Annotated in this window: 11 protein-coding genes; 7 read left to right on the top strand and 4 right to left on the bottom strand. The window is 75.8% G+C overall.

Annotation, left to right across the window (positions count from 1 at the left end):
* Positions 1-2 precede the first annotated feature (2 nt).
* A complete protein-coding gene (locus tag IEX99_RS17305) occupies positions 3-785 on the bottom strand; it encodes a class II aldolase/adducin family protein (protein WP_188902606.1) in 783 nt (260 codons plus the stop codon).
* 174 nt (positions 786-959) lie between these two features.
* Here IEX99_RS17305 and IEX99_RS17300 point away from each other — a divergent pair, with 174 nt between their 5' ends.
* Genes IEX99_RS17300 through IEX99_RS17290 form a run of 3 tightly spaced genes read left to right on the top strand, consistent with a single transcriptional unit; the run spans position 960 to position 4,196 of the window.
* On the top strand, positions 960-1,838 hold the full coding sequence (locus IEX99_RS17300; RefSeq protein ID WP_188902604.1) for an FAS1-like dehydratase domain-containing protein: 879 nt from the start codon (positions 960-962) through the stop codon (positions 1,836-1,838).
* Positions 1,835-3,040 carry a CaiB/BaiF CoA transferase family protein gene (locus IEX99_RS17295; protein ID WP_188902602.1) on the top strand — a complete coding sequence of 402 codons (1,206 nt, stop codon included), beginning with the start codon at positions 1,835-1,837 and terminating at the stop codon, positions 3,038-3,040. Before IEX99_RS17300 ends, IEX99_RS17295 begins: the two co-directional genes overlap by 4 nt.
* Positions 3,041-3,083: 43 nt before the next feature.
* Positions 3,084-4,196: a mandelate racemase/muconate lactonizing enzyme family protein gene (locus IEX99_RS17290; RefSeq protein ID WP_188902600.1), complete on the top strand. Its 1,113-nt coding sequence runs from the start codon at positions 3,084-3,086 to the stop codon at positions 4,194-4,196.
* Between the two features lie 3 nt (positions 4,197-4,199).
* Here IEX99_RS17290 and IEX99_RS17285 read toward each other — a convergent pair whose 3' ends face one another.
* Positions 4,200-6,002, bottom strand: coding sequence for a mandelate racemase/muconate lactonizing enzyme family protein (locus IEX99_RS17285; protein ID WP_188902598.1), 1,803 nt, complete (start codon positions 6,000-6,002; stop codon positions 4,200-4,202).
* 102 nt (positions 6,003-6,104) lie between these two features.
* Between IEX99_RS17285 and IEX99_RS17280 the strand changes: the two genes are divergently transcribed.
* Both IEX99_RS17280 and IEX99_RS17275 read left to right on the top strand, forming a co-directional pair.
* Positions 6,105-6,746: a glutathione S-transferase family protein gene (locus IEX99_RS17280; protein ID WP_229678102.1), complete on the top strand. Its 642-nt coding sequence runs from the start codon at positions 6,105-6,107 to the stop codon at positions 6,744-6,746.
* A 19-nt stretch (positions 6,747-6,765) separates the two neighbouring features.
* Positions 6,766-7,764 (top strand): Bug family tripartite tricarboxylate transporter substrate binding protein, encoded by a 999-nt coding sequence (locus tag IEX99_RS17275; protein ID WP_188902596.1) that lies wholly within the window; start codon positions 6,766-6,768, stop codon positions 7,762-7,764.
* A gap of 19 nt (positions 7,765-7,783) precedes the next feature.
* Here IEX99_RS17275 and IEX99_RS17270 read toward each other — a convergent pair whose 3' ends face one another.
* Both IEX99_RS17270 and IEX99_RS17265 read right to left on the bottom strand, forming a co-directional pair.
* Positions 7,784-8,878, bottom strand: coding sequence for a mandelate racemase/muconate lactonizing enzyme family protein (locus IEX99_RS17270; RefSeq protein WP_188902594.1), 1,095 nt, complete (start codon positions 8,876-8,878; stop codon positions 7,784-7,786).
* Positions 8,879-8,896: 18 nt separating this feature from the next.
* Complete coding sequence (locus IEX99_RS17265) at positions 8,897-10,207, bottom strand: alpha-hydroxy acid oxidase (RefSeq protein ID WP_188902592.1); 1,311 nt, start codon at positions 10,205-10,207, stop codon at positions 8,897-8,899.
* A gap of 139 nt (positions 10,208-10,346) precedes the next feature.
* Here IEX99_RS17265 and IEX99_RS17260 point away from each other — a divergent pair, with 139 nt between their 5' ends.
* Positions 10,347-11,159, top strand: coding sequence for an enoyl-CoA hydratase (locus IEX99_RS17260; protein WP_188902590.1), 813 nt, complete (start codon positions 10,347-10,349; stop codon positions 11,157-11,159).
* Positions 11,159-12,733, top strand: a complete 1,575-nt coding sequence (locus IEX99_RS17255) for an acyl-CoA carboxylase subunit beta (protein ID WP_188902588.1) — start codon at positions 11,159-11,161, stop codon at positions 12,731-12,733. Before IEX99_RS17260 ends, IEX99_RS17255 begins: the two co-directional genes overlap by 1 nt.
* Positions 12,734-12,741: the final 8 nt, after the last annotated feature.

Below are 12,741 nucleotides of genomic sequence, written 5' to 3'. Positions count from 1 at the left end.
CCTCAATCGCGGTAGGAGGGATCGGCGGCGTCGAGCCTGCGCAGCAGCGCCGGCCATTCGAGCAGCCCGTAGCGGCGCGAGTTCGGCGGGTCGTACATCGCGCAGGACTTCGCCACCACCTCCTCCGACGGCATGTTCAGCTTCGTGTTGCAGGCCATCGCGGCGAGCTGCGCCTGGCAGGCGCGCTCCAGCCCCCACATGGCGATGAACGCCTCCGGCACGCTCTCGCCCACCGTCAGCAGGCCGTGGTTGCGCAGGATGCAGTAGTTGTGGCGGCCGAGCGACCGCGCCAGCGCCTCGCGCTCCGCCGGGTCGCGCTCGGGGCCGCGGAAGTCGTGGTAGGCGATCCGGCCGTAGAAGCGGGTCGCCGTCTGGGTCAGCGGCAGCAGGCCGCATTCCAGCGCGGACACCGCCATCCCCGCGACGGTGTGGGTGTGCATCGCCGCCATCACGTCCGGCCGCGCGCGGTAGATCGCGCTGTGGATCGTGAATCCCGCCGGGTGCAGGCCGTAGGGGAGGTCCGGCCTGTAGAGGATGTCGCCCGAGACGGAGACCTTGAGCAGCGACGAGGCGGTGATCTCGCCGAACAGCATGCCGTTCGGGTTGATCAGGAAGTGGTCCGGGCTGTCGGGCACGCGCGCCGTGATGTGGGTGTAGATCATGTCCGACATGCCGTAGAGCTCGCAGAGCCGGTAGCAGGCGGCGAGGTCCACCCGCGCCTGCCACTCCGCGTCGCTCACCGAGCCGCGGATCGGGGCGATCCGAAGGGGAAAAGTGGTGGTCATGGCTGCGCGCTCCTCCCGGGTTGGTGCGTCCGCTTGGTCGGGCGACCGCCCGGCTGCGCCCCTACGATCCGACGTCCCGCCAGGAAGGGCAAGACGGGGCGGCGCCGGCGGGAGGTGACGGCACCGGCGGGCCGGCTATGGTGAGGGCCGACGCGACGCGCAGCGGGGGACGGCATGAGCGAGGGCGGAACCGACGGGCTTGCCGGCTGGATCGGCCGGGCGCGCGAGGTGGAGGACGAGCTGACCGCCCCCGCCATGCGCCGCCTCGCCGCGCTGCTCGACCGCGAGGGCGTCCCGCTCGCGCGCGGCACGCCGGTGCCGCCGCACTGGATCGCGGTGCTGTTCGACGACGCCGCGCCGCAGAGCCGGCTCGGCCCGGACGGCGTCGCGCTGAAGGGCGAGTTCCTGCCGCCCGTGGAGCTGCCGCGGCGCATGCTCGCCGGCCGGCGCGTCGCCTTCCACGATGCGCCGCCCCGGATCGGCGATGCGCTCGTCCGCCGCTCGGAGATCGCGGCGATCACGCCGAAGCAGGGGCGCAGCGGGCGGCTCGTCTTCGTGACGGTGCGCCACACCGTCCGCGGCCCCCTCGGCGTCGTCGCGGTGGAGGAACAGGACATCGTCTATCGCGAGGCGGCCGCCGCCGCGTCCGGCGGCGGGGCCGCCGGCGCGGGCGCCACGGTCGAGGACCGCCCCGACGCAGCCTGGGAGGAGGAGTTCCGGACCGACCCGGTGATGCTGTTCCGCTACTCCGCCCTCGGCTTCAACGGCCACCGCATCCATTACGACCTGGCCTACGCGCGCGAGGTCGAGGGCTATCCGGGACTGGTCGTGAACGGCGGCCTCAGCACGCTGATGCTGATCGAGGCCGGGCTGCGCCACGCCGGCGCCAAGGCATTGCGGCGCTACGGCGCGCGCACCCTGCGGCCGCTGATCTGCGGCCGCCTGGCGCGGCTCTGCGGCACGGCGCCGGATGCGCGCGGCGCCGCGCTGCTCTGGGTCGAGGACGACACCGGGGCGACGGCGCTGCGGCTCGAGGCGGAGTACGCGGCATGAGCGGGCCGCTCGCGGGCGTGCGCGTGCTCGACCTCTCCTCGGTCGTGGTCGGCCCGGTCTGCACCGGCGTCCTCGCCGAGCACGGCGCCGAGGTGATCAAGCTGGAGAGCCCGCCGGAGGGCGACCTGCTGCGCCGCCTCGGCGGCCTGGGGCGCACGCCGGGGATGTCCGGGAAGTTCCTCAACTTCAACCGCGGCAAGCGCTCGCTCTGCCTCGACCTCAAGCATCCGCGCGGCGCCGCCGTGCTGCGGCGGCTGGCGGCGACGGCGGACGTGTTCGTCACCAACGTGCGGCCGGAGGCGCAGCGGCGCCTCGGCGTGGACGCGGAGACGCTGGCCGCCGCGGCGCCGCGGCTGATCCACTGCGCGATCGTCGGCTTCGGCACGAAGGGCCCCTATGCGGGGCGCCCGGCCTACGACACGGTGATCCAGGGCGTCTCCGGCGTCGCCGCCTGCTTCGAGGCCTCGACCGGCGCGCCGCGCTACGTGCCGATGCTGATCGCCGACCACACGGTCGGGCTGATCGCCGCGCAGCTCATCGGCTTCGCCCTCTACCGCCGCGAGAGGACCGGCCGCGGCGAGGCGATCGAGGTGCCGATGTTCGAGAACATGGCCGCCTACGTGCTGATGGAGCACCTCGGCGCCATGTCCTTCCGCCCCGCCATCGGCCCGTTCGGCGACCACCGCGTGCTGAGCCCGGAGGCGCGCCCGCTGCCGACCGCGGACGGCCACATCTGCCTCTCCGCCAATACCGACGCGCAGGCGCACGCCTTCTTCGAGGCGATCGGGCGGCCGGAGCTGAAGACCGACCCGCGCTTCGCCACCGTCGCGGCGCGCACGGCGAACACCGGGGAGTACTTCGCGCTGCGCGCCGAGGCGCTGAAGGGCCGCACCACCGCCGAGTGGCTGGAGATCTTCGACCGGCTCGACGTGCCGGCGATGCCCTACAACACGATCGAGTCGCTGCTGACCGACCCGCACCTGCGCGCCGTCGGCCTGGTGCGCGAGGAGGAGCACCCGACCGAGGGGCCGACCTTCGCGATCGGCGCGCCGAACCGCCTCTCCGGCGGCGAGGCCCCGCCCGGCCGGCCGGCGCCGCGGCTAGGCGCCGACGGCGCCGCGGTGCTGCGCGAGGCCGGCATCGCCGAGGAGGAGATCGCGGCCCTGCGCGAGGCGGGCGCGCTCCTGGACGAAGCCGCGTGACGGACCGCCGCGCCCGGACGCCCCTTGCCGAGGAGACCAGCTTGTGAAGATCACCCGCGTCGCGACGACGATCGTCCGCAGCCCCTTCCGCTACGGCGCGCCCGAGGGCGCGGGCGGCAACCCGCACCTGCGCACCCTCGACACGCTGCTCGTGCGCGTCGAGACCGACGCCGGCGTGCACGGCTGGGGCGAGGGCTTCGGCTTCACCCTGGCGGACACCACGCGGACCGCGATCGAGACGCTGATCGGCCCGGCCTGCCTCGGCCGCGATCCGCGCGACATCGCCGGGCTGACGAACGAGCTGCGCCGCCGGCTGCACAATTTCGGCCGCAACGGGCCGGTCACCTTCGGCATCTCGGCGATCGACATCGCGCTGTGGGACATCGCCGGCAAGCTCGCGGGCAAGCCCCTGTACCGGCTGCTCGCGGGCGAGGCGAGGCCGCTCGCGCGCGTTCCCGCCTATGCCAGCCTCCTGCGCTACGGCGACGCGGCGCTGGTCGGGCGCAACGCCGCCGAGGCCTACCGCCGCGGCTACCGCGAGGTGAAGCTGCACGAGGTCGAGGTGCCGATGGTGCGCGCGGCCCGCGCCGCCCTGCCCGCGGAGGTGGCGATCACCATCGACGTCAACTGCCGCTGGGACGACCCGGCCGACGCCGTCGCCTTCGCCCGCGCGGTGGACGGCCTCGGCGTGCGCTGGCTGGAGGAGCCGGTCTGGCCGCCGGAGGACCATGCCGGCCTCGCCCGCGTGCGCGCCGAGGGCGGCCTCGCCACAGCGGCCGGCGAGAACGCCGGGCAGCCGGAGGACTTCGCGCGCATGCTGGCGGCCGGCGCGGTGGACTACGTGCAGCCGAGCGTGACCAAGATCGGCGGCGTCAGCGCCATGCGCGCGGTGGCGGAGATCGCGGCGCGGCACGGCGCGACGCTGGTGCCGCACTCGCCCTACTACGGGCCGGGCTACCTCGCCACGCTGCACCTGATCGCCGCCTGGGGGCGCGCCGACGTGCGGCTGGAGAGCTACTTCCTCGACGCCGAGCTGCCGATCTACGGCGACGCGCTCGACCCGGCCCCCGACGGCACCATCGCCGTGCCGGAGGCGCCCGGCCTCGGCCTCGAGCCGGACCCGGCGGTGCTCGCGCGCTTCGCCGGGTCGGGCTGAGGCTCAGCGGATCACCACCGGCTCCGCGGTCGCCAGCGCGGCGAGGCGGTCCGGCTCCGGCACCACGCCGATCCCCGGCCCGGCGGGGCGGAACAGCCGCCCGCCCTCGATGCGCAGCGCGTCCGGCGCCACGACATCCTCCGCCACGCCCGGCCAGCCGCAGTCCATCGGGTGCGGATCGTCGAGGCCGAGCGCCAGGGCGAGGTGCGCGTTCGCCGCCGTCACCACCGCCGTCTCGTAGAAGCTGTGCATCGCCGGCGTCGTCACGCCGAGCAGCCGCGCCGCGCGCACCATCTCGCACAGCCCCGCGACGCCGCCCCAGAGGAAGACGTCGCCGAGGACGGTGATCCGCAGCCCGCGCCGCGCCGCCGCGGCCAGGTGCTCCGGCGCGACGACGCACATGTTGGTGGCGAGCGGCGTCCGGATGTGCGCCGCGAGCCGCGCCATGCCCTCCAGCCCGTCGGTCGGGTCCTCGTGGTATTCGAGGCCGAGCGGCTCCGCGGCGAGGCAGAGGCGCCGCGCCTCCTCCGTGCCGTAGGCGGCGTTGGGGTCGCAGCGCAGCCGCGCCGCCGGGCCCAGCCGGGCGCGCAGCGCGCCGAGCGCGGCGAGGTCCCACCCGGCGCCGCTCCCCGCGCTCTTGTACTTGAAGGCCGTCACGCCCCAGCGCGCCGCGTATGCGGCGGCGAGCTCGGCCACGCGCGCGGCGTTCGCGGTCTCCGCCATGTGCGCCGCGAGGTCCGCGCGCGTCGCCCCGGCGCCCGGCACCGCCGCCGGCAGCGCGCAGGCGATCGCGACCGAGCCGTCCGCGCGCGCATCGCCGAGCAGCGCGCCGAGCGGGAGGCCGAGGTGCCGCGCCGCCGCGTCCCAGGCGCCGAGTTCCAGCGCCGCCAGCGCCGAGAGGCCGTTCCGCCCGTTGCGGTTCTCGAAGCCGATGCGCGCGAAGCGGCGGCGCAGCGCGGCGCGCTCGCGCAGCAGGTCGCGGCCGAGCCACTCGCGCGCCAGGGCGGCGACGCGCGCCGCCACCTCCGGCCCGCCATGCCCCTCGCCCCAGCCCACCGTGCCGTCGGCGCAGCGCAATTCGACCAGCGTCCGCGCCTGGCGGTCGGTGAGGTACATCGAGGAGACGTAGAGCTCGCGCAGCGGCAGCGCGACGCGGTGGATGCGGACCTCGCGCAGCGCCAGCGGCGGATCGGCCGCCGGCACCACGGCGGGCGCGGGCAGGCCGCCCGAGGCGCCCGGCCGCACCGCCACCGCGGCGCCGAGCGCGGCGGCCAGCGTCGCGGCGCGCGCGGTCTCCGCCGCGTCGTCGCGCAGCGGCCGGATCGCCAGGCGCACGTCCATCACGCGCGCGAGCGCGGCCAGGTCGCGCAGTCCCTCCGGCCCGCCGGTCGCGGCGTCGGCCACCACCAGCGTCGTCGACGGATCGAGGCAGGCGGCGACGGGATCGGCGGCCGGCGCGGCATCGGTCTCCAGCGCCGGGGGCGCCGCCGCCATGCCGCCGCCCAGCGCCACCGCCTCGTCCACGCCGAGCACCGCGGCGCGCAGGGCGTGGCGTGCGGCGCGCAGCGCGCCCGCCCCGGCGCGCTCGCCCGCCGGCCGCGCGAGCCAGCCGCGAAGCGCGCCCTCGGCCGGGGACTCCAGCGCGCTCGCCCCGGGGAGCGACGCGGCCTCGCGCGCCAGCGCCGCCGCGTCCGCCGCGTCCGGCAGCGCCACCTCCGCCGCCGCGCCGCCGGAGGCGGCGACGGCCAGGGCGCCGCGCGCCGGCACCGGCGTCGCCGCGACGATCCGTGCGGTCCGCGTCGCCATCCGAGCCTCCCTCGCCCTGCGTCCCCGGGAGTCCCTACAACCGCGCGCGGCCCGCGTGAATGGCGCGGCGCTGGACGGACCCGCCGGGCGGCTGGTATGGCCATGTCCAGCCCCGGAGGCCCCGCCACGATGATGGTCCTGCACTGGTCCTCGCGCTCGCCCTTCGTCCGCAAGGTGATGGTGGCGGCGCACGAGACCGGCCAGGCCGGGCGCATCCGCACCGAGCGCGTCGTCGTCTCCGCGCGCACCACGAACGCCGCGGTCATGCGCGACAACCCGCTCGGCAAGATCCCGACGCTGCGGCTGCCGGACGGCACCGTGCTCTACGACTCGGCCGTGATCTGCGAGTACCTGGACAGCCTGCACGACGGGCCGAAGCTCTTCCCGCCGGCGGGGACGGCGCGCTGGACGGCGCTGCGGCGCCACGCGCTCGGCAACGGGCTGCTCGACAACCTCGTCCTCTGGCGCGGCGCGCGGGAGTGGCCGCACCGCGTCGCCGACCTGGAGGCCGCGCTCGAGGCCAAGACGAAAGCCGCGCTCGACGCCATGGAGGCCGAGGCGGAGGCGCTGGCCGCCGATCCCTTCTCCATCGGGCAGATCGCGATCGGCGTCGCGCTCGCCTATCTCGATTTCCGCTTCGCCGCGCTGGAATGGCGGGCGGGCCGCCCGGCGCTCGCCGCCTGGCACGAGGCGTTCTCGGCCCGTCCGTCGGTCCAGGCGACCGCCTTCCTCGACGTGACCTGACGAAGCTGGGGAGGACGCCATGACCGCCATGTCCCGCCGCCGTGCCGTCATCGCGGCGGGCGCGATCGCCGGCCCCGCCGCGGCGCGGCCGGACGGGGCGCGCGCGCAGCCGGCCTGGCCGGACCGGCCGATCCGCCTGATCGTCCCCTTCCCGCCCGGCGGGCCCGCCGACACCATAGCGCGCCTCGTCGCGCCCGGCATGGGCGAGCGGCTCGGCGGCCGCCCGATCGTGATCGAGAGCCGCTCCGGCGCCGGCGGCATGGTCGGCATCGAGGCCGTGGCCCGCGCGCTGGCAGACGGCTACACGATCGGGCTTGGCAGTTCGGGCGTGATGGCGATCATGCCGGTGCTGCAGCCGAACATGCCCTTCGACCCGCATCGCGATCTCGCCATGATCGGGCTGGTCCTGTCGGTGCCGCAGGTCCTGGCGGTACATCCCTCGCTCCCGGTGCGCAGCGTGGCGGAGCTGATCGCCCATGCGCGGCAGCGGCCCGGTCAGATCAGCTACGGCAGCGCCGGCATCGGCAGCACCCTGCACCTCGCGACCGAGCTGTTCCGCGCGCGCGCCGGCGGCATCGACATCGTGCACGTGCCCTATCGCGGCGCGGCGCCGGCGATCCCGGACCTGCTGAGCGGGCGCGTGCAGATGATGTTCGCCGACGTGCCGATCCTCCTGCCCCAGGTGCGCGCCGGCGCGGTCCGTCCGCTGGGCGTGACCGCCCCGCAGCGCCTGGAACTGCTGCCCGAGCTGCCGACCATGATCGAGTCGGGGCTGGAAGGGATGGTCTCGGCCAGCAGCTATGGCCTGGTCGCGCCGGCGGGCGTGCCGGCCGAGCGCATCGCCGCGATGAACGCGGCGATGAACGCCTCGCTCGCCGCGCCGGCCACGCGGCGCGCCCTGGTCGAGCAGGGCGGGGTGCCGCGCGGCGGCACGCCGGAGGAGGCCGCCGCGTTCTTCCGCGGCGAGATGGAGACCTGGCGCGAGGTCGCGCGCACCGCCAACGTCCGGCTGGAGTAGCGGCGGGGCGCGCCGCGCCTCACGCCGCGCGGTGGCGCGCGATGATCTCCGGATCGGGATCGAGGCCGAGCCCCGGGCCCTGCGGCACGGCCAGCCAGCCCTCGCGCGGCACGGTCGCCGCGCCGAAGGGATCAACGGGCAGGTCGAAATCCATCCGCTCCACCCAGACCTGCTCGGGGAGCGTCGCGCAGAGGTGGAGGGTGGCGAGGAATCCCGGCCCGAAATAGGGCGAGTGGGGCACGACCGCCACGCCCTGCGCCCGGGCATGGCGCGCCACCTCCGCCCAGGCCGCGACGCCGCCGATCTTGGTCACGCTCGGCTGGATGAAGTCCACCGCGCCGGCGGCGATCATCGCCGCGCATTCGGCCGGGCTCGCGGCGTTCTCGCCGGCCGCGGTGCGGATGCCGCCCCCGTGCCGCACGCGGGCGAGGCCCGCATGGTCCTCCGGCGGCCAGACCGGCTCCTCGATCCAGTGGAGATCGAAGGGCCGCAGCCGCGCCGCCATCTCCAGCGCCTGCGGCACGCTCCAGGGGCAGTTGGTGTCGAGCATCAGGGCGATGTCGCGACCGACGGCCGCGCGGGCGGCGCTCGTCTGCTCGACGCCGGTCTCGTGCAGCTTCACCGCGCGGTAGCCGCGCGCGACGGCGGCGGCCGAGACGCGCGCCACCGCCCGCGGATCGGAATAGCGCGGCAGGCTGGCGTAGGCGGGCAGCCGGTCGTGCCGAGCGCCGCCGAGCAGCGCGTGCAGCGGCTTGCCGGCGGCCTTGCCGGCGATGTCCCACAGCGCGATCTCCAGCCCCGAGAGCGCGTAGGTGATCGGGCCGCTGCGCCCGAACAGGTGCAGCGTCTTCTGGATCTCGAGCGCGAGCGCCTCGATCGCGGTCTCGTCGCGGCCGAGGGCGAGCGGCGCCACCACCTCGGTCAGCGCCGTCGCGGTCGGCGCCCAGGCGGCGTGGCTGAACGCCTCGCCCCAGCCGACGATGCCCTCCTCCGTCTCCACGCGCACCAGCAGCGTCGGCACGGTCTCGCGCGGCTTGCCGGCGAAGAGCGGGCGCGGGCCGAGCACCTCGAAGGGCAGGATGATCGGCAGCGCGGCGATGGAGCGTATGGCCATCGGTGCCTCCCCTCCGCCTCAACCCGCCCCGACCGGCTCGAGCCGCGGCGCGGCCGAGGGCACCGGCGCGAAGGGCACCGCGTTCGGGTGCAGCACCGTCGCGCGGCCCGCCTCCTCGGCCGAGCGCGCGCCGATCTGCGCGAAGACCGTTGAGATCTCCTCGCGGAAGGAGGCGGTCGCGTGGTCGCCCCCGGCCTCGCCCAGCGCGCCGACGCTCCAGAGGAAGGCGCGGCCGGCGAGCGTCGCCGCCGCGCCCAGCGCCAGCGCCCGCGCCACGTCGAGCCCGCTCCGCACCGAGCCGTCGAGCAGCACCGTCGCCCGCCCGCGCGCCTGCGCCACGATCGCCGGCAGCACGTCGATCGAGGCCGGCGCGGCGTCGAGCTGCCGCCCGCCATGGTTGGTCACCAGCAGCCCGTCGAAGCCGAGCGCGATCGCCCGCTCCGCGTCCTCCGGGTGCATCGGGCCCTTGAGGATCAGGGCGCGCGGCCAGGCGTCGCGGATCCGCGCCATCACCTCCCAGGTCAGGCCGCTGGTCATGTTGTTGTAGACGAAGGCGGCGAGCTCCCCGGTGCCGGCGCCCTCGCCGAGATACTTCCGGAAGTTCTCGAAACGCGGCTGGCCGTGCCGCAGCACCTCGATCGCCCAGCGCGGCGAGGCGGCGATGTCGAGCAGCGTGCGCGGCCGCAGGCGGAACGGCACCGAGAGCCCGTTCGCGATGTCGTGCACCCGCTTCTGCCGCACCGGCACGTCCACCGTGAGCAGCAGCGCGTGCGCCCCGGCGCGCTCGGCGCGGGCGACCAGGTCGAAGGAGAGGCGGTGGTCCTCGGCCGGCAGCCCGTAGAGCTGGAACCAGAACACGTCGGGCGCGATCCGCCCGAGGTCCTCGATCGAGACGTTGGCCACCGTCGAGCTGACATAGGGGATGCGCGCCTTCTGCGCCGCCGCGGCGAGGATCGCGTCGGCCCGCGGCCAGAGCAGCCCCGTGTTGCCCATCGGCGCGACGCCGACCGGCATGGCGTAGTCGCGGCCGAACAGCCTCACCCCGGTTTCCACGCGCGAGACGTCCATGCCGTAGCGCGGCACGATCCGCACGGCGTCCATCGCCGCGCGGTTGTGCGCCACGTTCGGCGCCCCGTCGCCCACGCCGCCGGCGACGAAGTCGTAGGCGAAGCGCGGCACGCGCCGGCGCGTGCGCTGCTGCAGCGCGCGGTAGGTCGGGAAGCGCCGGCGCAGGCGCGCCGCCTCGGTCTCGCCCTGGCCGATGCCCCAGCCCTGCGCGGCCCGCGCCGCGGTGCCGCCCGAATTCGCCGTCCCCGTGTGCCCGCTCATCCGCGCATCCCTCCCCGGCGCGCCCGCCGGGCGGCGCCGATGGCGGCAGGATTGCGCGGCTTCGCGAGGAGGGCAAATCGCCCGGTTTGACGCCCGCCGCCGCGCAGCGCAGGCTCCGCGCCGCGGAGGAACGAGACCCATGGCCACCACCACCCAGATCGCCGTCGAGCGGCGCGGCGCCGTCCTGCGCCTGCTGCACGACCGGCCGGAGATGCGCAACGCCGAGAGCCAGACCCTGCTCGACGAGCTCGACGCCGCGCTGCGCGAGGCGATCGCGGACGAGACGGTGCGCGTCATCGTCATCGGCGGCCGCGGCGACCACTTCTCGGCCGGCCACGACCTCAAGGAGGCCGCGGCCAGGCGCGCCGGCTTCGGCGTCGAGGAGCGCTGGGCCTACGAGGAGCTCCGCTACCTCGACTACGCGCTGCGCATCTGGGACTGCCCGAAGCCGACCATCGCCGAGGTGAAGGGCGCCTGCATCGCCGGCGGCTTCATGGTGGCGAACATGTGCGACCTGATCGTCGCCTCCGACGACGCCTTCTTCGCCGACCCGGTGTGCCGGACCCTCGCCGCCGCCGCGGTCGAGGTGCTGGTCCACCCCTGGGTGATGGGCCTGCGCGCGGCGAAGGAGTTCCTCTTCACCGGCCGCCGCCTGGGCGCCGAGGAGGCGCACCGCATCGGCATGGTCAACCGCGTCGTGCCGCGCGCCGAGCTGGAGGCGGCGACGATGGCGCTCGCGCAGGGCATCGCCGAGGCGCCGCCCTTCGCGCTGAGGCTGACCAAGCGCTCGCTCAACCGCACGCTCGACATCCAGGGCTTCCGCGCCGCGATCGCGGCGCATTTCGACACGCACCAGCTCTCGCACATGACCGACGAGTTCCGCCGCACCCGCGAGGCCGGCCTCGCCGGCGCCATCGCCCGCGGCAAGGCGGCGACGACGGGGGCGCGCTGATGTCGCGGCGCGAGAGCTGGGAGCCGGAGCTCGAGGAGCTGCGCCGCCGCGAGGCCCTCGCGCGCGCGATGGGCGGCCCCGACAAGGTGAAGCGCCAGCACGACGCCGGGCGCCTCACCGTGCGCGAGCGCATCGAGCGCCTGGTGGACCGCGGCAGCTTCCACGAGGTCGGCGCCATCGCCGGCCGCGCCGAGTACGACGAGAAGGGGGAGCTGAAGCGCTTCACCCCCTCGAACTGCGTCCTCGGCCGCGCCACGCTCGACGGCCGGCCGGTGGTCGTGGTCGGCGACGACTTCACCGTGCGCGGCGGCAGCGCCGACGCGACGATCCGCGAGAAGCCGATCATGGCCGAGCGCATGGCCGGCGAGCTGCGCCTCCCGATCGTCCGGCTGATCGAGGGCTCGGGCGGCGGCGGCTCGGTCAGGACGATCGAGACCACCGGCCGCGCCAACCTCCCGGGCGGCGTCGGCGGCACGGCGCTCTACCACCACACGACGCTGAACCTGGGGCTGGTGCCGGTGGTGGCGCTCGGCCTCGGCTCGGTGGCGGGGCTCGGCGCGGCGCGGCTCGCCGCCTCGCACTACTCGCTGATGACCAAGGCGACCTCGGCGATGTTCGTCGCCGGCCCGCCGGTGGTGGCGCGGCTCGGCCAGAGCCTCGACAAGCACGAGCTGGGCGGCTGGGAGATCCAGACCCGCGCCGGCGCCGTGGACGACGCCGTGGACACGGAGGAGGAGGCCTTCGCGCGCGCGCGCCGCTTCCTCTCCTACCTCCCCTCGTCGGTGGACGAGCTGCCGCCGGCCGTGCGCAACCGGGAGGACGACCCGGCGAGGCGCGAGGAATCGCTGTTCACCGCCATCCCGCGCGACCCGCGCGCCGCCTACAAGGTGCGGCCGATCATCGAGGCGGTCGTGGACCGCGGCTCCTTCTTCGAGATGGGACGGATGTTCGGCCGCTCCGTCGTCACCGGATTCGCGCGGCTCGACGGGCGGCCGGTGGCGCTGCTCGCCTCCGACCCGGTGTTCCACGGCGGCGCCTGGACCGCGGATGCCTGCGCCAAGGTCATCCGCTTCGTGGACCTCGCCGAGACCTTCCACCTGCCGGTCGTCTACCTGATGGACTGCCCCGGCTTCGCCGTCGGGCTGGAGGCGGAGCGCACCGCCACCATCCGCCTCGGCGTGCGGGCGATGGCGGCGGTGAACCAGTCCACCGTGCCCTGGTGCACCGTCATCATGCGCAACGCCTTCGGCGTCGCCGGCGTGGTGCACCAGCCCGCCGGCCGCTTCTCGCTGCGCTACGCCTGGCTCTCGGCGCGCTGGGGCTCGCTGCCGCTCGAGGGCGGCATCGAGGCGGCCTACCGCGCCGAGATCGAGGCCGCGCCGGACCCCGCGGCGAAGCTCGCCGAGATCGAGGCGCGGCTGCAGCGCCTGCGCTCCCCCTTCCGCACCGCGGAGGCGTTCTGGGTGGAGGAGATCATAGACCCCCGCGACACCCGGCGCCTGCTCTGCGAGTTCGCCCGCCTGGCGCAGAAGCGCCTGCGGCCCGGCCTCGCCTCCTTCACCATGCGGCCGTGAGAGGGTCG

Source organism: Caldovatus sediminis, assembly GCF_014644455.1.
Classification (GTDB): Bacteria; Pseudomonadota; Alphaproteobacteria; order Acetobacterales; family Acetobacteraceae; genus Caldovatus; species Caldovatus sediminis.
The sequence above is the reverse complement of the archived record's forward strand: the minus strand, read 5'-3'. Positions and strand labels throughout refer to the sequence as shown.